Genomic DNA, 20,105 nt, shown 5'->3' with positions numbered 1-20,105 from the left:
GCTGGCGCCAGGTGCGGCGTCCAGCGATCGACCACTGCGTGAACATCGGGCCCGACGGGCCGGCTCGGCGCGAGAGAGCGTGTGGCAGGCTGGGCGAATGCGTGTTGCCGTAGTAGCGGGGCCGGATCCAGGTCATGCGTTTCCGGCGTTGGCGCTGTGCGAGCGATTCCTCGCGGCCGGTGACGAGCCCGTGTTGTTTACCGGGCCACGGTGGTTCGACGTCGCGCGGGAAGCGGGCATTCCGGTGCGTCGCCTCAAGGGCCTTGCGCCGCGGGCCGCCGACGACGACGCCGACGCCGGGCAGCGGATTCATGAACGGGCCGCGCACATTTCGACGGAGATCCTGCCGGATCTGAGCGCCATGCTGCCCGAGTTGGTGGTGTCGGATGTGCTCACCGCGGGTGGGGGCATGGCTGCCGAACGCCTAGGGGTGCCATGGGTCGAGCTGTCCCCGCATCCGCTGTATCTGCCGTCGAAAGCGTTGCCGCCCATCGGGAGTGGACTCGCACCAGGGGAGGGCGTGCGTGGCAGGTTGCGCGACGGAGTGTTGCGCACCCTGACCGCGCGGGCCATTCGCAACGGTCAGCGCCAACGTGAGCAGGCCCGCGAGGGTGTTGGGCTACCCGCTACCGATCCGGGTCCGGCCGCCAGGCTCATCGCCACCCTGCCCGCACTCGAGGTGCCGCGCCCGGACTGGCCGGAACACGCCGACGTGATCGGACCGCTGCTGTGGGAGCCGACCAGCGCGATCCTCGAACCGCCGCCCGGCGACGAACCACTGGTCATGGTTGCGCCCTCGACCGCGCACACCGGTGTCGCAGGCATGGTCGAGACCGTGCTGGCGGCGCTCGACGGCGCGGGCGTGCGGGTGGCGATCTCCCTGCTGGGCACCCCACCCGCCGATCTGCCGTCGTGGGCGACCGCGGGTCTGGGTCGCCAAGACGAACTACTCACCCACGCGGCCGCCGTCGTGGGCGGCGGCGGCCATGGCCTGCTGGCCAAATCCCTGCTCGCGGGCGTCCCGATCGTGACGATCCCCGGTGGCGGCGATCAATGGGAACTGGCCAATCGCGCCGCCCGCCAAGGTAGTTCGATCCTGGTCCGCCCACTGACCGCCGACGCCGTTCGCTCGGCAGTCCTCGACCTGCTGCACACCCCTGCTTACACCGCGGCGGCCCGATCCGCAGCCGCGGATGCGGCCACCGTCGCCGACCCGATCGCGCGCTGCCATGCGGTGTTGGACGAGGTGCGAGCCCAGTAGCGCACGGGTTGGGGACCCGCAGGCGGAGCGCATCGGGTCGGAGGGCACGAGTATCTTGAACCCGGTGCGGTTGACTGAGTTTCAGGAGCTGTTGCACACCGAGTTCGGTGTGGCCCGTGGTGATGCCCTGCTCACCGATCATGTGATCCCGTCGCTGGGCGGTCGGACCGGGGCCACCGCCATCGACGCGGGGGTCGATCCCCGGGATGTGTGGCGGGCGCTATGTGCAGACTTCGACGTGCCACGCGGCCGATGGTGACCGATCACCCGAGCCGGCGGACGCAGTCCGTCCGCGGTCCCGCGCTCGGCCCGGACGCAGGCGCGGCCTCCGGCTACCCCTTCGACGGGCGGTTGCACATGGCTGACACCGATCGTGAGCACCTGGCCGCGCGGGTGGCAGCGGTCCGGCCTACCGGCTATGTCGAATGGCAGCAGACCGGGATCGACCTGCTGCTGCTCGGGCGCTACGAGGACGCACTCGACCATCTCGACCGGGCATTGGAATGTGCCGACACCGAGCGACGGCGGGTCGCGGTGCTGATCAACCTCGGTGACGTCTATCGGTATCAAGGCGATGCGGTGACCGCCGAAATCCTCTACCGGCAGGCGCTGGACCTGGCCCGAACCGATGTGCCGGAGGTGCTGTCGTTCGCGCTCCAACACCTCGGTACAGCGCTCGCCGAGCAGCACAGGCTCGACGAAGCGCGCACACTGTTGGCCGAGGCGTTGGCGCTGCGCAGCGCCGAGGCCGATTCCGAGCTGGTCGAGTCGACTTGCGCGATCTTGGACGCCCTGGAGGAGCTGCCCATTGCCCTACCTCCCGCAATCGCCGCACTGCTCGGTGCCACACCGGTCTGGTCGGACGATCACGAGGGGCTGAGCGGCGGGGTCTCGTTCGTCAACGGCATGTACTGGGTCAAGCGCGGTCCGCTGGCGGTGGCCGAGCATGCGCGCCTGAACTGGTTGCGCGACTATGGGATTCGACTACCGGATGTGGCCGTGTTCGACGGTGATGTGCTGGTGCTCGCCGACGCGGGCGTGCCGAGTCTCGCCTCGCGCGCCGAGAGCGACGGGCGTGCTGCTGCCGAAATCGGTGCGGTGGGAGATAGCGGTATCCCCGAAGGCAGGGCCCATGCCGCCGAGGGCGATGCGTCGTCCGGGAGCGGTGAGGTTCCCGGCGAATATCCCGCAGCCGACGGTTCGGACGCGGGCGGGACGGTAGGGGCGCTCATGGGTGCGCTGCTGCGGAGCCTGCACACCATCCCGATTGCCGGGTGCCCGTTCGACGGCCGACTCGATTCGATGTTGACCCGGGCCGCTCGCCGAGTGCTCGAGGGTTTGATCGATCCCGAGGACTTCGATGAAGACCATGAGCATCTGGTCCCCGAACAGATACTGGACCGACTCCACGCGCAGCGCCCCGACGAGCAGGATCTCGTGGTCGCTCACGGCGACTTCACGCCGTCCAACGTGCTCGAAGGCGGCATTCTGATCGATGTCGGCGGCCTCGGTGTCGCGGATCGGTATCGCGATCTTGCGCTGGCCGAACGCGATCTGCGGGAGGACTTCGGCGCCGACGAGGTGCGCGCGTTCTTCACCGCCTACGGCCTGGCCGAGCCCGATCGGCGCCGTCTCGGCTATTACCGGCTGCTCGACGAACTCTTCTGACCTCACCCCTTCTTCGCGTAGTGGCGCGCGGCTTTGGCGCGGTTGCCACAGGTTGCCATCGAATGCCAGCGCCGGGTGCCGTTTTTCGAGGTGTCGTAGAAGAACAGCACGCAGTCGGGGTGGGCGCACTGACGGATGCGGTCGGGGGCTTCGGTGAGCAGGCGCAGCAGGTTGTCGGCGGCCAGCCAGGCGGGGAGCCAGGCCGGGTCGGCCACGTCGTCGACGTCAGTGGGGCCGGTGCTGGTGAGGGTGCGCCGGACGCGGCCGTGTTCGAGCACGTCGTTGAGCCCGGAGGCGGTGCTGTGCTTCACGACGTCGTAGATGGCAGTGCGCGCGGCGAGCACCGCTTCCAGCGTCCGTTCGTCCGCGGACGCACGGTGCGCAAGGCCCGCCGAGTCGAGCCAGACACCGAGTCCGGCGACATCGGTCAGCAGGTCCTGTGGCCCGTTCTCGATCCACCTCGTGTTCAACAGGTCGAGTGCCAGCGGTTCACCGAGGTGGGGGCGTGGATCGAGCATGACTGAGGGTAACGAGCCTTTATGTTCTACCAAGGCAACCACCGCCGTTCTAACCGGATAAAGTAATTTTACAGGTTGACTCGGGCCACTTGTTGCGGCTAAGTTCTAACCGATCAAACAAGGAATAGCGGTTGAACATTTCCGGGGAGATCGCGATACCCACGGCAGTCAACACTCGAGGAAGGAGTCGTCATGCGACCCCCACTACCACCCTTCGATCGCGAATCCGTCGAGGTCAAGGTCCGTGCCGCCGAAAATGCCTGGAACACACGCGATCCGGAGCGCGTCGCCGCCGCGTACACCGAGGACTCGGTGTGGCGCAATCGCGACGAGTTCTTCACCGGCCGCGCGGCGATCGTGGAGTTCCTCACCAGGAAGTGGTCCGTCGAGAACGGCTATGCGCTGCGCAAGGACCTGTGGGCCTTCGAAGACAACCGCATCGCGGTCCGCTTCCAGTACGAATGGCACGACGAGTCGGGCCAGTGGTGGCGCAGCTACGGTAACGAGCAGTGGGAGTTCACCCCCGAAGGCCTGATGTCGCGCCGCGAGGCGAGTATCAACGATGTCCGCATCGGCGAATCCGATCGCCGCATTTTCGGCCCACGGAAAGAAGGCGACGACTCGGTCCAGCCGCAGCAGTAGCAGTCACGAGACCGTGGTGCATCGAAATCTGATGCGCGGCAGCGTTTGTCGACGCTGACGAGATCAGGTCGGAACGCGGCGATAGTGCCGAGGACGACCGTCGAGCGGATCGCGGCACTGGCCCCTGGCTGCCATGCTCGCTCGATCGAATGACTACCGGGAAAGGCGTGATCGGGAGCTGCGGGCTCGATCACGCCTCCTGCACCAGCAGGCTACCGTGCGGCGACTGCCGTGCGATCGCCCCGCTCTGCCCCGGCAACCGTGCGCTGCCGGTGGAACAGGGCGAACGCGATCAGTCCGAATGCGATGCCGACGACGGCCGCCACCTGGAGGGCCGCGTCGAGCCCATCGACGAACTGCGCCGGTGTCATCCGCTGATCGGCGTCGGCGACCTCGCGGAACACGGTGCCCAGCACCGCGACTCCGAGCGCGAGCCCAAGCTGCCGCGCCGTATTGACCGCGCCCGCGGCCGTGCCGCCCTGCTGCGGCGGCACCGCGGCCATGCCGACGGCGACCAATGCCGGTGCGTTGACGCCGATCCCGGCACCGATCACTATGAACCCGGGCAACAGTGCGCTCCAGGATGATCCGGTGTCGATCAGGGTGAGCAGTCCGGCGCCGATGCCGACGACGACGAGCCCGACCCCGATCGTCCACTTCGGCGCCGTGTCGTGCAGCAGTCGCCCGAACACTCCCGCGACCACGAACGCGGTCGCGGCCATCGGCAACATTGCCAGGCCCGCGTGCAGCGGGGTCATCTGCAACTGCTGCTGCAGCCACAGCGAGATCAGCGGTGTTGCCGCGAAAGCCGCGAAGGTCTGTCCGCTCGCCCCGATGAGGGTGCCGCCGAAATCGCGGTTTCGCAGCAGCGCCAGCGGGAACATCGGTGCCGCGCTACGGGATTCGACGAGCCAGAAGGCCAGCAGCGCCGCGCCGCCGAGCACCAGCGCCGACAGCGCGGGACCGTCGGTCCAACCGTGCTCACCGCCGCGGATGACACCATAGGTCGCTCCGGTTGCGGCGGTCGCGAAGGTCAGCATGCCGAGCAGATCCACCGCGCGATCGGCCCGCCGCATCGACTGTGGAAACACGAGGGCGGTCAAGGCGATTGCCACCACCGCGATCGGCAGATTGACGAAGAAGATCCAGCGCCACGAGAACGCGTCGGTCAGCGCGCCGCCGAGTACGACGCCGAGGCCTGCCGCCGCACCGGAGACCGCGCCCCAAATGCCGAAGGCAACACCACGATCGCGGCCGGTGTAGGTCGCGTGCAACAGCGACAGCGTGGTGGCGAACATGGCCGCGCCGCCGAGGCCCTGAAGTGCCCGTGCCGCAATCAAACTCGATGCGGACTGCGCGATCCCGCACACGAGGGACGCGACGGCGAACACTGCGAGCCCGGCCAGATACGTCCGTTTCGCGCCGACTCGGTCGGCCAGCGAGCCGAGTATCAGCAGCAGTGCCGCCAGTGCCAGCGCGTAGCCGTCGACCACCCACTGCAAGCCGGACAGGCCGGTGCCGAGATCGGCGGCGATGTCGGGGAGTGCGACATTGACGATGGTGACGTCGATGAGCAGCATCAGCGTGCCGAGGCACGCGGCGAACAAGGGGAGCCATTTCTTCACAGGAAGCCTCCAAGGGTGCGAACGATTTCGACGCCCAGCGTGCGACAACCGGCGATATCCTCATAGCTATACCGCTCTCTGCGATAGATTCCTCCGGTGCAGCTCGAAGAGGCGCAGGAATCCTCCCTGCTGGATGTGCTCGACAAGCAGATCGTGTACGCACTGGTGACCGACGCCAGAATCGCGTTCGCCAAGCTGGGCGTCATCCTCGGAGTGTCGGAACAGACCGTCGCGCGCCGCTATCGGTCACTGCGTCAACGCGGCATCCTGCATGTGTCGGGCCAGGTGAACGCGGTGCCGCTCGGGCACGCCCGCTGGGTGATCCGGCTCCGGTCGACACCGGACAAGGCGGTGCGGCTGGCCGAATCGCTGGCCAGGTTCCCCGATCTGAGCTGGGTCACCTTGCTGTCCACCGGGTCCGAGGTGACCTGTGTGAGCCGGCCACGCTCCGCCGAGCGTCGCGACAGACTGTTGCTGCACACACTGCCCCAGGCCAGTCAGGTGACCGGGCTGATCGCGCACGAGGTGATCCACCGGTTCCCGCTCGCGGAGGATTGGCCGCATTACAGTCACCTGCTGACCCGGGCCCAGTTGCGCCAACTCGGTCCGCGAGGATCGACGGCCGACCACGTCGGGCCGGAGGCTCCGGTCGACTTCTCGGCGCAGGACGAGGCGATGCTGATGATTCTCGGCCGCGACGGCCGCGCGCCGTACGCACAGATTGCCGCCGAAATCGGCTGGACTGCAACGCGAGTGGCCCGCCGGATGGCCGAACTCGTCGAATCCAGGGTGCTGTATTTCGACCTCGACTTCGCGATCGAGCGGATGGGATATGCCGTGCGGGCAGCGCTGTGGTTGCGCACCCGGCCCGCCGACCTCGAGGCGACGGGTGCCGCGATCGCGGCGCACCCGGAAACCGTGTTCGTCGCCGCGACCACCGGGCCTACCAATCTGATGGTTTCGATCGTGTGTAGCGATACTGCACACCTCTACCGCTATGTCACGCAGCGGCTCGGCCCCCTCGACGGAATCACCGACGTCGAGGTCACGCCCGCGCTGCGGGTCTTCAAGCAGGCGCAGACGCTGCTGGACAGTGATCGGATTTCCTTGGTGCGGTGATCGGATCACGTCGATGTTCGGCGGCTCCGTCACGGCTCGACCTCGCTTAACGGGCCGGTTGCCAGGGGCGGGAAAGCCGGTTCGCGTGTTACCGGGCGCGTCGCTTGACTCGAACATCTGTTCGTCTAATGTTGGCGTCAGAACTTGTCGGTGCCGCCCTCTAATGTGGGCGCCAACCAAGAACGAAGACTTACCCGGCGAAAAGGGGATCAGGACATGGCACCACAGGCGTATGACCGCGACAAGGCGCTCGAGATGGCGTTGGCTCAGGTGGAGAAGAGCTTCGGCAAGGGCGCGGTCATGCGTCTCGGCGAGGAGGCCCGCCAGCCCATCTCGGTGATCCCGACCGGTTCCATCGCGCTGGATGTGGCCCTCGGTATCGGTGGGTTGCCGCGCGGTCGTGTCGTGGAGATCTACGGCCCGGAATCTTCGGGCAAGACGACCGTCGCGTTGCACGCGGTGGCCAACGCGCAGGCGGCGGGCGGTGTCGCGGCCTTCATCGACGCCGAGCACGCCCTCGATCCCGAGTACGCCCGCAAGCTCGGCGTCGATACCGACGCCCTGCTCGTCTCGCAGCCGGACACCGGTGAGCAGGCCCTGGAAATCGCCGACATGCTGGTCCGCTCCGGCGCGCTGGACATCATCGTCATCGACTCGGTGGCCGCGCTGGTGCCGCGCGCCGAGATCGAGGGCGAGATGGGTGACAGCCACGTCGGTCTGCAGGCCCGTCTGATGAGCCAGGCGCTGCGCAAGATGACCGGTGCGATGAGCAACACGGGTACCACCGCCATCTTCATCAACCAGCTGCGCGAGAAGATCGGCGTGATGTTCGGTTCCCCCGAAACCACCACGGGTGGTAAGGCGCTGAAGTTCTACGCCTCGGTGCGCCTGGATGTGCGCCGCATCGAGACACTCAAGGACGGCAGCGACGCGGTGGGCAACCGCACCCGCGTCAAGGTGGTCAAGAACAAGGTGTCGCCGCCGTTCAAGCAGGCCGAGTTCGACATCCTGTACGGCTTCGGCATCAGCAAGGAAGGCTCGCTCATCGACATGGGTGTCGAGCACGGCTTCGTTCGTAAGTCCGGATCCTGGTACACCTACGACGGTGACCAGCTGGGTCAGGGCAAGGAGAATGCCCGCAAGTTCCTGCTGGAGAACACCGATATCCGCGACGAGATCGAGAAGAAGATCAAGGAAAAGCTCGGCATCGGCGCCGATGTGACCGCAGCCGATGCGGTCGCCGAGGTGCCCGCCGATTTCTGATCCGATGAACGGCCGACGCACACCGCAACGTTCCGGTCCGGCCGCGCCCGATGAGGCGCGGCCCGACCCGGTGAACGAAACGCGGCGTCGGCTGCACGAACTCCTGTCCGCTTCTGGCCGTTCCGCTGATCCGGTCAACACTGGATCGCGACCGCACGAGTCCGGATTCGGGCGATTCCGGTCGGCTGAAGGTGGTTCGGCCGATCCGGACATAGGAGGAAGCTGGTCGAGCGCGCTCGAACCGCAGCGGGCGCGCTCGACTGGGTCCACATCCAAGCGTAGGCGGGCGAAAGCCACCTCATCGGGCGATTCTGATCGTTCGGGAAGCCGATGGGAGGCGGATCCGGTGGCGGCCGGATCCGAGCGGGGTCGATCGGAGCCGAAACAGGCCGGGGCGCACCGGTCCTCGTCGGAACCGACCCCGCCGGGCGGGACGGTCGAGCAGGCAAAGGACGCAAGTCTGCGCCTGCTCGCCGTCCGCGCCCGCAGCCGCGCAGAACTCGCACAACGCTTGGCCGCCAAGGGATTCACACCCGAAGTGACCGAGGCCGCCCTGGACCGTCTCGCCGAGATCGACCTCATCAATGACGCCGCCTTCGCCGAAGAGTGGGTGCACGCCCGCCACACCTTCTCCGGTAAAGGCAAACAGGCCCTTGCTCGAGAACTCCGCCGCAAGGGCGTCGCGCCGTCCGACGCCGCCCCCGCTTTGGACGCCATCACCTCGGACGACGAGGAATCCCGCGCCGTCGAACTGGTTCGCCGCAAACTCCGCTCGATGCCGGCAAACCTGGACCGCGACAAAGCAATTCGCCGCCTCGTCGGCATGCTCGCCCGCCGCGGCTACAACCAGTCCACCGCCTACCAGGTGGTGAAAGCCGAACTGGCAAGCCACGGCACAGCCTCCGACATCGAAGACCTTCCTGACTCGATCGACTAGCTCCGGCAGCTGCTCCGTACCCCCTCAGCAGCTCGCGCAGCGACCTCGGCGAAGTCGTCCCGGCCACAATCTCGCCACTGGATTCGGTGGTTCACCGGTTGCCTGGTGCCCCTCGGGCCTGGCACTCGTTTGCATATCCCGGTCCGTCTCCCTTCGGATCGGAACATCCCATACTCAGCCGTTCCAACCGTGCCAGAACGACTGTGCACCGCTGGCGATGACGCCCTTCAACGCGCTCGGTCGCAGATCGGTCGTCGACAGCTGGTTTATCGGCAACCAGAAGAATTCGAGGTGACCTTCCTGGCTGGCGGGGAAACTGTCCACCTCAGCGGCGAACACCAGATTCACCTCATGACGTGTGGTCGATTCGTCGTCGACGTATCCGTGCTCGACGACACCGACGAGGCCGAGGATCCTGCTCGCCGTTCCGAGTTCTTCCAACAGTTCACGGACCAGGGCTGACTCGACAGGCTCTCCGGGCTTGACATGGCCACCGGGTAGGAACGCCCATTTCTTGCCGCGTGCGCGTGCCACGAGCAGCCGATCGCCGTCGCGGATGACTGCGCGGGCGATGATTTCGGTTGTTGCGGCGCTCATCTGGACCCTTCTATGTCGGATGCCGCCCGTATGGAGGTAGGTGATTTCGGTGCCTACCGTCGAGGATGTAGCGCTTGGAGTGGGCGGATGCCGAGAAAAGGTGCGGCCTTCAGTGCAATCGGGAGGGGAGGGGGCTTGTGGCGGGTGCCCGGCTCGGTTCGCCGCCCGTCGCTTCGAATGGCGGTGCGCTCGAGCGGATTACCGCATCGAGCGCCCGCAGGCCCGGCCCTCGGGTCCGGGCCAGTTATTCGTCTAATGCCGTCGCGTCGAGGCTCACGGCTTCTTCGTGATATCCATGCCCGGTGCGGCGTCGGTGAGGACTGAGTCGGCCGCGAGGACCGTTGCGCCCTTGGCCCGTTTGCGCGAGCGCAACCGTTGCTCCAGCTTGTTCGCCACGAATGTCAGCGTGCTGTTCAGCAGAATCATGACGATCGCGACGACGATCAGTGCGGGCACCGTATTCCGTTCGGACGCGCCGAGTTGCGAGCCCTGACGCACGATCTCGAGGTAGGTGATCTGGTAGCCGAGCGCCGAATCCTTCAGTGCGACAACCATTTGCGAGATCAATGCGGGAAGCATCGCGGTGATCGCTTGCGGCAGCAGGATCAACCGCATCAGCTGCCCCTTGCGCAGCCCCAGTGCCACTGCGGCCTCGGTCTGCCCCTTCGGTAGCGACTTGATGCCCGCGCGCACGATCTCGGCGATAACTGAGCCGTTGTAGACGGTCAGCGCGATCACGACGGCCGCGAGGGCGAGCTGATCGACCTTGAACAACTTGTAGTCGGAGAAGATGTAGAAAAGGAAGATCATCAAGATCAGCACGGGGATAGACCGGGCCACCTCGACGATCGCCCCTGCCACCCACCGCACCAGACGGTGCTCCGACAGCCGGAGGATGCCGAAGATCATGCCGATCACGAGCGCGAACACAATCGAGAGCAGCGCCGCGACGAGGGTGCCCCGCAGGCCGGGCAGCAGGTAGGTCGTCCAGACGTCGGCCTCTGTGAACGGCTTCCACTTCTCCGTGGTGAACTGTCCCTTATCGGCGAAGCCGCGGTAGAACACCCAGCCGATCGCCAACACGGCGATGACGGCGATGACGGAATAGATCTGGTTGCGGATGCGCGCCCGGGGACCCGGCGCGTCGAAAAGAACCGAAGCACCGGTACTCATCGGGCCACCTCGAATCGCTTGGCGAGCCAGCCGAACAGCAGGCCGGTCGGCAGGGTCAGGATCACGAAGCCGAGCGCGAAGATGGCGCCGATAGTGATCAGCGCGGCCTCGTTCTCGTTCATCTTGGCCATCAGAGTCGCGGCCTCGGCGACGCCGATCGCCGAGGCGATCGTGGAGTTCTTGGTCAGTGCGATCAGTACGCTGCCGAGCGGCGCGATGACCGAGCGGAATGCTTGCGGCAACACCACGATGCGCAGATTCTGTGTGAAGCTGAAGCCCAGTGAGCGGCCTGCCTCCGACTGGCCCATCGGCACGGTGTTGATGCCAGAGCGCAACGATTCGCAGACGAATGCCGCGGTGTAGATGCTGAGTCCTAGTACCGCATACCGGAAGTTGTTCTGCGCCAGCGAGTTCGGGCCTTCTGGTGCCAGCTTCCAGCCCATGGTCGAATAGAGGCCCAGCGAGCAGAACACGATGATCAGCGTGAGCGGGGTGTTGCGGAAGATGGTGACGTAGGCGCTGCCGAGGAAACGGGCGACCGGCACGGGGGATACGCGCATTGCGGCGACAAATGTGCCAAGGATCAGGGCAAGGACCGCGGACGACGCGGTCAGCTTGATGGTCACCCAGAAGGCTCCGAGGACGTCATACCTCGAGATCAGGTCGAACACGGCGGATCCGTCCCTCCGATCGGGGTCGGTGCGCGAGGCCGGGGATCATCCTGGCCGCGCGATGTGCAGGGCTTGTAGCGACGGTGAAACCATCCCTCAGCACGTCGAGAGCGATTGGGTGGCCCTTCCGGACCACCCAGTCAGCAATCTCAGTACCGGTTCACCGTCGGCGGAGTCGGGGCCTGGTAGCCCGAGACACCGACCGTCGTGTCGAACGCCTTCTTCCAAGAGCCGTCCGCAATCATCGCCTCGATTGCGTCGTTGACCTTGTCGCGGAGTTCCTTGTCGCCCTTCTTCACGCCGATGCCGTAGTTCTCCGTGGTGAACGGCTTGCCGACGACCTTGTACGAGCCCGCACTTTGCGCGGCATAACCGGCCAGAATGATGTCGTCGGTGGTCACCGCGTCATACGAACCTGCCGAGAGGCCCTCGAGACACAGCGAGTAGGTGTCGTTGGTCTGCAGCTGGGTGTCGGGGTAGTTCTTCTCGATGTTCTGGGCGGGGGTCGAGCCCTTCACCGAGCAGACCTTCTTCCCCTTCAGATCATCGGGGCCGTTGATGTTGCTGTTGTCGGCCTTCACCAGCAGGGACTGGCCCGCAACGTAGTAGGGCCCGGCGAAGTCGACCTTCTCCTTGCGCTTGTCGTTGATCGAGTAGGTGGCGACAATGTAGTCGACCTGTCCGTTCTCGATCAGCGTCTCGCGCTGGCCGGACGGGGCTTCCTTGAAGGTGATGCTTTCCGGCTTCACGCCGAGCTTGCCGGCGACGTATTTGGCGACCTCGATATCGAACCCGCTGTAGGAGCCGTCCTTGTTGCGCAGGCCCAGGCCGGGCTGGTCGAACTTGATCCCGACAGTGAGTTTGCCGTCCTTGGCGTTGTCCAGGGCGGTCTTGCTGTCGCCTCCGCCACAAGCGGCTGCGGTTGCGGCGGTCAGCGCCAGGGCGATCGCCCCGACACCGATTCGAAGCGCACGGTTGATCCTCATCGAGTTCCTTCCCTCATATGGTTTTCGATGGCCGTGATTGTCAGATGGTCAGTGGCTCAATATTTTCCCGAGGAAATCCTTCGCACGCTCAGATTTCGGCGCGGTGAAGAATGCCTCCGGCTCGGCATCCTCGACCACCTGTCCGTCGGCCATGAACAGCACCCTGTTCCCGGCGCGACGAGCAAAACCCATTTCGTGGGTGACCACCAGCATGGTCATCCCTTCTTTGGCCAGCGACACCATCACATCGAGCACCTCCTGGACCATTTCCGGGTCCAGTGCGGAGGTCGGCTCGTCGAACAGCATCACCTTAGGGCTCATCGCCAGGGCGCGCGCGATGGCTACACGCTGCTGCTGGCCACCCGACAGCTGCGCCGGATATTTGTCGGCCTGGTTGGCGATGCCCACACGTTCGAGCAGTTCCATCGCCCGGGCGCGGGCGTCGTTCTTGGCGATCTTGCGCACCTTGAGCGGCGCGAGCATCACGTTCTCGACGATGGTCTTGTGCGCGAACAGGTTGAAGGATTGGAACACCATCCCGACATCGGCGCGCAATGCGGCGAGCGCGCGGCCCTCGGCAGGCAGCGGCACACCGTCGATGGCGATATCGCCGGAGTCGATCGGCTCCAGCCGGTTGATGGTGCGGCAGAGCGTCGATTTCCCGGACCCCGAGGGGCCGAGAACAATGACGACCTGTCCCTTGGGAACTTCGAGGTTGACATCCCGCAGCACATGGAGCTCACCGAAGTGTTTATCCACATTGCGCATCGAGATCATCGGCGCACTGGTGGTGGCGCTCTCATCCCCGGTCGTGGCGGCCCCGGTCGTGTCGGGCGCGGCAGCGGCGTCGGTCATGCATCAAGACCTTAAGCGGAAAATACGAATTTGCCCGAGTTTCCGCGACACACCGCCCCGCCGCGCCGAATCGACACGTGCCTGTAACCTTCCGGTCGGCCCTACTCGGGCCAGCTGGAGCCCTCGATCACCTCGACGAAATCGGTTCGCTCGAAGCCGGGCACGAATCGGGCGAGCACGTCGGCTTTGACATTGCCGAAGGTGGTCTGCGGCCGATCCTCGATGCCGTGCGTGAACGCGGCGAGAATTCGCTTCTTGAAGTCCGGGCGCGGGTGCGCGGCGACTATGGCGTCACGAATGTCGGCGGGCAGATCGCGGTAGCCGATCCCGAGGACATCGAGTTCGACACCCGCGGTGACCAACGCGATCTCCGGTCGCATCCAGTGCGGGATCTCCGGTGTGGTGTGCAGCGCGATGGCATCCCACACCAGCCGCACCGACTCCTCCGGAATGCCGTGTGCGCGCAGGAACGCGGCGGCCTGCTCGGCGCCGTCGATCTCGAATCTGCGGTCGGAGGTGCGGTATTCGTCGGTCAGGCCGAGGTCGTGGAACATCGCTCCGATGTAGAGCAGCTCCGGATCGAACTCGAGGCCGCGACGGGCGCCCTGCCAGGCACCGAACAGGTAGACGCGGCGGGAATGGTCGAACAGCAGATCGTCGGTGGCGTCGCGAACCAGTTCGGTTGCGGCGGCGGCCAGGCGGCTGTCGGGGATGACGATGTCGGCGATGTGGCTCATGAAGACTCCTGGTGTCGGTGTTCTCGTCATCGAGTCTTGTTGCGGCCGAAGGTCGCAGCCATGTCTGTATGGACAGGTATCCCTCGGATTCGGCCATTTTTCCGCGATAGGCTCGCGGTATATCTCGCGAGGTTCGCCACATCGTTGTTTCCTGCCTACGACGGCGTGCGACAGCTCGACATCACCGGACCGCTCGGGGTGTCATCGCTCGCTCTACCGCCGTTCTGACCCGGATCGCGGTGGACCTGTCCACGTCAGCCGCATCGAGAAGCGCGATGTCCTGCGATGGTGGGACTGCTCGTGGTCAGCGGTCCAAGTCCTCGAGTATCGGCGTAACCGTGTCTCGCGCGGGATCGGCCGAGCGGCATTCGGTGAGCAGCCCCTCGCGGACGAGGCGTCGGATGAGCACCACACGCCCTTGTTTGTCGATATGGCCGGGTAGCTGATTCGCTGCGCATTCTCCGGTTTCGAGGAGAGCGCTTGGATACAGAAGATCGTTCAGGTCCACGGTGACCCCTGACACGACTTCGGAACGGGCCTATTGCTCGGTTACGGTTTGTTCCAGATGTTCGCCCGCCGCTGGGGCGTGTCCACAGTGTCCATCGGCATCTGTGGCGGAAGCGGGTATTCGGGGCCCTGGTCGGCGTTGTCGAAATAATCTGCGGTTGCGGCTGAAGACCCGAGTCATGTCCGTATGGATAGATATCCCTCGAATTCGGCTATGGCCACACGAATAGGCTTGCGGCATGTCGCGCAAGGTTCGTCACATCGTGTTCCTGGCCTACAACGGCGTGCGGCAACTCGACGTCACCGGACCACTGGAAGTGTTCGCGACCGCCCGCGACCTGGGGGCGCGGTATCGATGGTCGGTGTGCTCTGCCGATGGCGCGGACGTGACCACCGCGACGGGTCGACTCGCTGTCGACGGCCGGGTCGAGCACGCCCCGATCGACACCGTGGTGGTCCCCGGTTCCGCGGATCTTCCACGCAACCGAATCCCCGTGACTCTGCTGACCGATCTCGCCGCGCTCGCTCCACGAGTGCGCCGGGTGGCCTCGGTGTGCACCGGCGCGTTCGCCCTGGCCGAAGCGGGCATGCTGGACGGCCGCCGCGCGACCACCCATTGGCGACACGCCGCCACGCTGGCGCATCGCTATCGCGCCGTCCGCGTCGAGCCGGATGCCATCCACGTCCGTGACGGACATGTGCTCACCTCCGCAGGCGTGACCGCGGGCATCGACCTCGCCCTGGCGATGGTGGAGGAGGACACCGGCGCCGCCCTGGCCCGCGAGGTCGCTCGTGACCTGGTGGTCTTCATGCAGCGCCCCGGCGGACAGTCGCAATTCTCTGCCGTGCTGCGCACTCCGGCGGTCCGCCACGATCCGCTGCGCGCGGTCGTCGACGCCATCGCCGTCGACGCCGCGGCCGACCATTCCGCACCAGCCCTTGCCGCTCGCGCGGGCCTGAGCATCCGCCACCTGACCCGCCTGTTCCATGACCAACTCGGCACAACCCCCGCCGCATACGTCGAGTCCGTACGCGTCGAGGCGGCACAAGCCCTGCTCGCCGAGGGGGCAACCGTTACCGATACGGCTCTGCGCACCGGCTTCGGCAGCGACGAATCGCTGCGGCGCGCATTCGGTCGTCGCCTCGGCATCACCCCCTCGGCATACCGCGCGCGCTTCCGCACCACAGCCAACGGCACCGCCGAGACCGACACCCATCACGCGTAGCCCGAACGGGCACACCGAGAACCCCCGCTCGGCGCGGGCGAAGGCGAGACTGCCGCGCACCGCTTGATCGGGCGTAGTTGGACGGAGTCCGCCGTTAGTCGCGCTTGGCTCGAGCGAAGGCGAGGCCACCGCTTGATCCGGCGTAGTTGGACGGAGTCCGCCGTTAGTCGCGCTTGGCTCGAGCGAAGGCGAGGCCACCGCTTGATCCGGCGTAGTTGGACGGAGTCCGCCGTTAGTCGCGCTTGGCCCGAGCGAAGGCGAGGCCACCGCATACCGAGGCGCTGAACGGCGCGGATGCCGGCGGCCTTACCCTGGAGAGGTGAATTCGATGGGCCAGGTAGAGGGAGCAGTTCGCAGTTACGAGGTGCGCACCTTCGGCTGCCAGATGAACGTGCACGATTCCGAGCGTTTGTCCGGCCTGCTGGAGGACGCGGGATACGTGCAGGCCGCGCCGGGGGCGACGGCCGACCTGGTGGTTTTCAATACCTGTGCGGTTCGCGAGAACGCCGACAACAAGCTCTACGGCACCCTCGGCCACCTCGCTCCGATCAAAGCCGAACGGCCCGGTATGCAGATCGCGGTAGGCGGCTGCCTCGCGCAGAAGGATCGCGACACCGTGGTGCGCAAGGCGCCCTGGGTCGACGTCGTGTTCGGCACCCACAACATCGGCTCGCTGCCGGTGCTGCTGGAGCGGGCCAGGCACAACCACGAGGCGCAGGTGGAAATCCTGGAATCGCTCGAGGCGTTCCCCTCGACGCTGCCCGCCAAACGGGAGTCCGCGTATGCGGGCTGGGTGTCGATCTCGGTGGGCTGCAACAACACCTGCACCTTCTGTATCGTGCCGTCGCTGCGCGGCAAAGAGGTCGACCGTCGCCCAGGTGACGTACTGGCCGAGGTGCAGGCACTGGTCGACCAGGGCGTGCTCGAGGTGACGCTGCTCGGGCAGAACGTGAACGCCTACGGAGCTTCCTTCGCCGATCCCGAGGAACAACGTGATCGCGGCGCATTCGCCAAGCTGCTGCGCGCGGCCGGACGGATCGAAGGACTCGAGCGCGTGCGTTTCACCTCCCCGCACCCGGCCGAGTTCACCGACGACGTGATCGAGGCGATGGCGGAGACGCCCAATATTTGCCCACAGCTGCACATGCCGCTGCAATCCGGCTCGGACCGGGTGCTCAAGGCGATGCGCCGCTCCTACCGCAAGGCGCGCTACCTGGGCATCATCGAAAAGGTCCGTGCGGCAATGCCGCACGCGGCGATCACCACCGACATCATCGTCGGCTTCCCGGGCGAAACCGAGGAAGATTTCCAGGAGACCCTGGACGTGGTGCGCCAGGCCCGCTTCACCAGCGCCTACACCTTCCAGTACTCCAAGCGTCCCGGTACGCCCGCCGCCGATATGCCCGATCAACTGCCCAAAGAGGTGGTCCAGGAGCGCTACGAACGGCTCATCGCGCTGCAGGAGGAAGTCTGCCTGGACGCGAACCGCGAGCTGATCGGCACCGAAGTGGAGCTGCTGGTCGCCGAGGGCGCGGGCAAGAAGAACGCGGCCACCGCACGCATGAGCGGCCGAGCCCGCGACGGCAGGCTGGTGCACTTCCGCCCGCCCGTCACGGAATCGGGCAGCGCAGGCACGGTTCGGCCCGGCGACATCGTCACCGTCGACATCACCGGCGCGGCTCCCCACTACCTGATTGCCGACGGACCCGTGCGCACCCATCGCCGCACCCGCGCGGGCGACGCGCACGAGCGCGGCGTCACGCCCAAGACCGAACCGATCGGAGTCGGTCTCGGCCTGCCTCGCATCGGCGCCCCGGCCTCGGAACCGGCCGCCGCGGGCTGCTCGACCGGCTGTGGCGCATGAGCGTGCACAGCAAGGCAGTCGCTCCAGCGCCCATCGCGAGTGCGCCGCGGTTCGGCGTGGTGGTAGGCGGGCGGAAATCGTGTTCGGAGGGTGGACGAGGTGTGCCGAAACTGAGCATCGACGAGGTAGCGGCATGAGCGGCGCGCCGGATAAGGACAGCGACGCGACGCGGGGACCCGGGGGAGCGGAGCTCGCGTCCGGCCGCAGCGCGGACGGTGCGAATCCGCTTCCGGCCGAAGGCGAATCGAACCCTGGCGCCTCGGATTCGGCGGCAAATACTACCTCGCGTAGTGGGTCGACTTCCGGTGTCGGACGCACCGATGGCACAGTTGACCCCGGCAGTGCCGACCATGATGACGCCGAACGAAACGAGGGCTCAGTGAATTCGGTCGAGAGCAGCAAAGACTTCGAGCAGTTCCGTGACGACCTCGACGCCGTCGAGCGCCGTGTCGCCGGTGAGATCGATCCCGGCGTCCGCGCCATGGTGGTCGCAGGCGCGGTGTTCGTGCTGCTGGTGTCGCTGGTGCTGCCGCACGCGGGCACCGCACGCGGCTTCGACGTCTTGCTCGACACCAGTGCCGCGAGCTTCGAGCACATCGGCCTGCCGTCCCGGATCTTCGTCTGGTTCGTCGTCATCTTCAGCATCGGTTTCTCATTGCTCGCCCTGATGACCCGCCGCTGGGCACTGGCCTGGATCGCGGTCGCCGGATCCGCCATCGCAGGTGCCTTCGGTGTTTTCGCCATCTGGCACCGCCAAACCCCAGGCGTCGGTGGCCCCGGTGGCGCCAACTACTACGGCGCAGGCCCCGGCATCGGCCTGATCCTCGGCGCACTCGCCGCCATCGTGCTGACCTTCCACTGGGTGCGCGTTGTATGGAGCCGCACCGCACTGCAATTGGCCGCGGAAGAACAGCGCCGCATCGCCGCGGCCGCGGCGGAAGAGCGCGACCGCCGCCGCTTGATGGGCGAGTAACCCACCCGACCTGCCGGATGACCGTTCCTGAAATCGGTCCGACCGGCCGCCTCCCCGGTGTCAGAGGTTGCTGACAGCGCCCTCTGCCGCATCGGCCCATTCACGCCACTGCTTGGCCTGTTCCGAGGCCTTCTCGGCGTCACGCTTGTTGCCCGCCGCGGTCGCCTTCGCCGCCTGCTCCTCGAATTGCGCTACCCGCTCACGGAATTGTGCGGCCCTGGCCATTGCCTCCGGATCGGTGCGGCGCCACTGTGCGTCGACCGCGTCACGGACCCGCTTCTCGATGGCGCGCAGCTTGCCTTCCAATTCCTGGATCCGCTCCCGCGGCACCTTGCCGAGTGCATCCCACTTGTCCTGGAGCTCGCGCAGCGCGTTCCGTGCGGTATCGAGGCCGTTGGCCGGATCGATGTGCTCGTAGGCGTGCAGCAGCTCTTCCTTGGCGATGGCATTGTGTTCGAACTCGGCGTCACGTTCGTTGACGGCGGCATTGCGCGCGGCGAAAAACACATCCTGGGCGCTCTTGAATCGCCGCCACAGCGCCTCGTCGGCCTCGCGCGGCGCGCGGCCCGCGGCCTTCCAATCGGCGAGCAGGTCACGGAACACACCCGCGGTGCCGACCCAGTCGGTAGAGCCCGAGAGTTCCTCGGCGCGCACGCACAGTTCTTCCTTACGCGTCTTCGCGGCCGAACGTTCCCGATCGAGCTCCGCGAAGTGCGCGCCGCGGCGGCGGTTGAACGCCTCACGGGCCTTGGAGTAGCGCTTCCACAACGCGTCGTCGACCTTGCGGTCCACGCCGCGAATGGACTTCCACTCGTCGAGGATCTCGCGCAGCCGATCGCCCGCGGCCTTCCACTGGGTGGACTCGGTAGCGATCTTCTCGGCCTCGGCGCACAGCACTTCCTTGCGTTCGGTGTGCTCGTGCCTGGCCTTTTCCTTCTCCTCCTTGGCGTGTGCCGCCGCCTCTTCGGAGTGCTCGGCGATCGCGGCGAGCCGGCGAGACAGGCTATCGATATCGCCGATCACCGCTGCGGTGGACATCGACTCGGCGATGGTGATCGCCGCCGCCTTGGTCTTGCGAGCATCCGCGCCCGCGGCCAGCCGGGCCTCCAGCAATGCCACCTCGGTGGCCAGGTCGTCGAATCGGCGACCGAAATGTGCAAGGCCTTCGGCGGCGTCACCGGCCTGCCAGGAGCCGACGATGCGTTCGCCGTCGGCGGTCTTCACCCAGGCGGTGCCGTCCTCGTCGACGCGGCCCCAGACACTGGGATCACTGGTGGTCGGGACAACTACAGGATGGGGATGTTCGCCGGGAGCCGGCTTGATGGCGTGCGGCTTGGGATGAGCCTGCGCGGCGCCCGGTTTGGGGGCGCCGGGCTTCGGGACGTCCGAGGGGCGCGGTGTCGTGCCGGGGGTGGCCTTCGCGGTTCCGTTGCTGTCCGTCATTGCTCCTCGTCCCTGCCGCGCGTCACGGCTGCCTGGTTAC

Annotated in this window: 19 protein-coding genes; 10 read left to right on the top strand and 9 right to left on the bottom strand. The window is 66.5% G+C overall.

Translation table 11 applies throughout. From position 1 onward, the window contains the following. The first annotated feature begins 97 nt into the window (after positions 1-97). The 3 genes from OHQ90_RS31470 to OHQ90_RS31460 all read left to right on the top strand — a co-directional run bounded on the left by OHQ90_RS31470 (position 98) and on the right by OHQ90_RS31460 (position 2,929). Positions 98-1,261 carry a glycosyltransferase gene (locus OHQ90_RS31470; protein WP_328403691.1) on the top strand — a complete coding sequence of 388 codons (1,164 nt, stop codon included), beginning with the start codon at positions 98-100 and terminating at the stop codon, positions 1,259-1,261. 64 nt (positions 1,262-1,325) lie between these two features. After that, positions 1,326-1,520, top strand: coding sequence for a DUF3046 domain-containing protein (locus OHQ90_RS31465; protein WP_328403689.1), 195 nt, complete (start codon positions 1,326-1,328; stop codon positions 1,518-1,520). Next, complete coding sequence (locus OHQ90_RS31460) at positions 1,514-2,929, top strand: phosphotransferase (RefSeq protein ID WP_328403687.1); 1,416 nt, start codon at positions 1,514-1,516, stop codon at positions 2,927-2,929. Before OHQ90_RS31465 ends, OHQ90_RS31460 begins: the two co-directional genes overlap by 7 nt. Before the next feature lie 2 nt (positions 2,930-2,931). Here OHQ90_RS31460 and OHQ90_RS31455 read toward each other — a convergent pair whose 3' ends face one another. Continuing rightward, complete coding sequence (locus tag OHQ90_RS31455; protein ID WP_328403685.1) at positions 2,932-3,447, bottom strand: CGNR zinc finger domain-containing protein; 516 nt, start codon at positions 3,445-3,447, stop codon at positions 2,932-2,934. Positions 3,448-3,639: 192 nt separating this feature from the next. On the opposite strand from OHQ90_RS31455, the gene OHQ90_RS31450 reads away from it, so the two are divergent. Continuing rightward, positions 3,640-4,089 (top strand): nuclear transport factor 2 family protein, encoded by a 450-nt coding sequence (locus tag OHQ90_RS31450; protein WP_328403683.1) that lies wholly within the window; start codon positions 3,640-3,642, stop codon positions 4,087-4,089. A 212-nt stretch (positions 4,090-4,301) separates the two neighbouring features. Here OHQ90_RS31450 and OHQ90_RS31445 read toward each other — a convergent pair whose 3' ends face one another. Beyond that, positions 4,302-5,714 (bottom strand): MFS transporter, encoded by a 1,413-nt coding sequence (locus OHQ90_RS31445; RefSeq protein ID WP_328403681.1) that lies wholly within the window; start codon positions 5,712-5,714, stop codon positions 4,302-4,304. Between the two features lie 96 nt (positions 5,715-5,810). Between OHQ90_RS31445 and OHQ90_RS31440 the strand changes: the two genes are divergently transcribed. The 3 genes from OHQ90_RS31440 to recX all read left to right on the top strand — a co-directional run bounded on the left by OHQ90_RS31440 (position 5,811) and on the right by recX (position 9,033). Next, the gene (locus OHQ90_RS31440; protein WP_328403679.1) at positions 5,811-6,833 is read left to right on the top strand and encodes an Lrp/AsnC family transcriptional regulator; all 1,023 of its coding nucleotides are present in this window, start codon (positions 5,811-5,813) and stop codon (positions 6,831-6,833) included. Positions 6,834-7,049: 216 nt separating this feature from the next. Further along, on the top strand, positions 7,050-8,096 hold the full coding sequence (recA, locus tag OHQ90_RS31435) for a recombinase RecA (RefSeq protein WP_328403677.1): 1,047 nt from the start codon (positions 7,050-7,052) through the stop codon (positions 8,094-8,096). A gap of 346 nt (positions 8,097-8,442) precedes the next feature. Then, the gene (recX, locus tag OHQ90_RS31430) at positions 8,443-9,033 is read left to right on the top strand and encodes a recombination regulator RecX (protein ID WP_328403675.1); all 591 of its coding nucleotides are present in this window, start codon (positions 8,443-8,445) and stop codon (positions 9,031-9,033) included. A gap of 174 nt (positions 9,034-9,207) precedes the next feature. Here recX and OHQ90_RS31425 read toward each other — a convergent pair whose 3' ends face one another. The 6 genes from OHQ90_RS31425 to OHQ90_RS31400 form a co-directional block, all read right to left on the bottom strand. Next, positions 9,208-9,630 (bottom strand): NUDIX domain-containing protein, encoded by a 423-nt coding sequence (locus OHQ90_RS31425; protein WP_328403673.1) that lies wholly within the window; start codon positions 9,628-9,630, stop codon positions 9,208-9,210. A 273-nt stretch (positions 9,631-9,903) separates the two neighbouring features. Then, positions 9,904-10,803, bottom strand: a complete 900-nt coding sequence (locus OHQ90_RS31420; protein WP_328403671.1) for an amino acid ABC transporter permease — start codon at positions 10,801-10,803, stop codon at positions 9,904-9,906. Then, entirely contained in the window at positions 10,800-11,474 is a 675-nt protein-coding gene (locus OHQ90_RS31415) for an amino acid ABC transporter permease (RefSeq protein ID WP_328403669.1), read from the bottom strand. The genes OHQ90_RS31420 and OHQ90_RS31415 overlap by 4 nt, the downstream gene beginning before the upstream one ends. Before the next feature lie 149 nt (positions 11,475-11,623). Continuing rightward, positions 11,624-12,460 (bottom strand): glutamate ABC transporter substrate-binding protein, encoded by an 837-nt coding sequence (locus OHQ90_RS31410; RefSeq protein ID WP_328403667.1) that lies wholly within the window; start codon positions 12,458-12,460, stop codon positions 11,624-11,626. Between the two features lie 48 nt (positions 12,461-12,508). Further along, positions 12,509-13,237, bottom strand: coding sequence for an amino acid ABC transporter ATP-binding protein (locus OHQ90_RS31405; protein ID WP_328413222.1), 729 nt, complete (start codon positions 13,235-13,237; stop codon positions 12,509-12,511). A gap of 179 nt (positions 13,238-13,416) precedes the next feature. Next, the gene (locus tag OHQ90_RS31400; protein ID WP_328403665.1) at positions 13,417-14,052 is read right to left on the bottom strand and encodes an HD domain-containing protein; all 636 of its coding nucleotides are present in this window, start codon (positions 14,050-14,052) and stop codon (positions 13,417-13,419) included. A gap of 746 nt (positions 14,053-14,798) precedes the next feature. On the opposite strand from OHQ90_RS31400, the gene OHQ90_RS31395 reads away from it, so the two are divergent. From OHQ90_RS31395 to OHQ90_RS31385, 3 genes are all read left to right on the top strand, one after another. Continuing rightward, positions 14,799-15,785: a GlxA family transcriptional regulator gene (locus OHQ90_RS31395; protein WP_328403663.1), complete on the top strand. Its 987-nt coding sequence runs from the start codon at positions 14,799-14,801 to the stop codon at positions 15,783-15,785. A 328-nt stretch (positions 15,786-16,113) separates the two neighbouring features. Next, positions 16,114-17,649 carry a tRNA (N6-isopentenyl adenosine(37)-C2)-methylthiotransferase MiaB gene (miaB, locus tag OHQ90_RS31390; RefSeq protein ID WP_328403661.1) on the top strand — a complete coding sequence of 512 codons (1,536 nt, stop codon included), beginning with the start codon at positions 16,114-16,116 and terminating at the stop codon, positions 17,647-17,649. A 379-nt stretch (positions 17,650-18,028) separates the two neighbouring features. After that, a complete protein-coding gene (locus OHQ90_RS31385; protein WP_328403659.1) occupies positions 18,029-18,622 on the top strand; it encodes an Rv2732c family membrane protein in 594 nt (197 codons plus the stop codon). Between the two features lie 60 nt (positions 18,623-18,682). On the opposite strand, the gene OHQ90_RS31380 is transcribed toward OHQ90_RS31385, so the two are convergent. Next, on the bottom strand, positions 18,683-20,065 hold the full coding sequence (locus OHQ90_RS31380; RefSeq protein ID WP_328403657.1) for a DUF349 domain-containing protein: 1,383 nt from the start codon (positions 20,063-20,065) through the stop codon (positions 18,683-18,685). Positions 20,066-20,105: the final 40 nt, after the last annotated feature.

The organism is Nocardia sp. NBC_00403, assembly GCF_036046055.1.
Lineage (GTDB): Bacteria > Actinomycetota > Actinomycetes > Mycobacteriales > Mycobacteriaceae > Nocardia.
Note: the sequence above shows the minus strand (reverse complement) of the source record. Positions and strands in the feature narration are given on the sequence as shown.